Source organism: Massilia sp. 05N420, assembly GCF_056397205.1.
On the sequence record NZ_JBFTMX010000113.1, the window covers coordinates 1 to 625 of the forward strand.

Here is a 625-nt window from a genome sequence, read left to right on the forward strand (position 1 = left end):
CGGTCGCGCTGGCGCCGCGTTAGACGGTCGCGCTGGCGCCGCGTTAGAGAGGACAGGCGTTGCAGGAACTGTTCGAACTGCCGTGCTTGCATGCTGCCTCCGTCAACGGTTCAGGTCGACATTGGACCGCAGGCTTGCAGAAAAGATTCCACACTTGGCGCGAACAGCGCCAAAAAACCGTCCGGCTATGAACCGGACGGCTTTGTCGTGAAGCGGAGAATCTTCAGCGTGGCGCCGAGTCCTTCGTGTGGGGCTTGGTGCTGCCGATGCGCGCTGGATCGAACAGCCTGACCCGTTGCGACACAGGCTGGACGAAGCGGCTGCCGGTGCGGAATCGCGATCCACCGGCGATCGCCAGCATTGCCTGGCGGTCCAGATCGATGTTTTCGGACAGATCCTTGATGACGATGATAGCCATGATGCCTCCTGGGAAAATGGCAGGTAAACGGACTGCAAACCCATTGCCGGGATAGAGCCCGGCAATGGGGTGTAGGGAAGGGCGGTATCAGAAGGTGAGCTTGTTTTCGCCCTTCAGTGCGGCGGCCACATCGATATCGGGGCCGCGGAACCCGGCGCCGATGACGCCGTTGTTGTTGAGGACATTCACGCCGATCTGCTGGAACTG

1 protein-coding gene is annotated in these 625 nt (G+C 61.0%); it reads right to left on the reverse strand.

Annotated features, from left to right (window positions below; translation table 11 throughout):
• Positions 1 to 223: 223 nt before the first annotated feature.
• Positions 224 to 418 (reverse strand): hypothetical protein, encoded by a 195-nt coding sequence (locus tag AC1DIX_RS27520; protein WP_442124979.1) that lies wholly within the window; start codon positions 416 to 418, stop codon positions 224 to 226.
• Between the last annotated feature and the right edge of the window lie 207 nt (positions 419 to 625).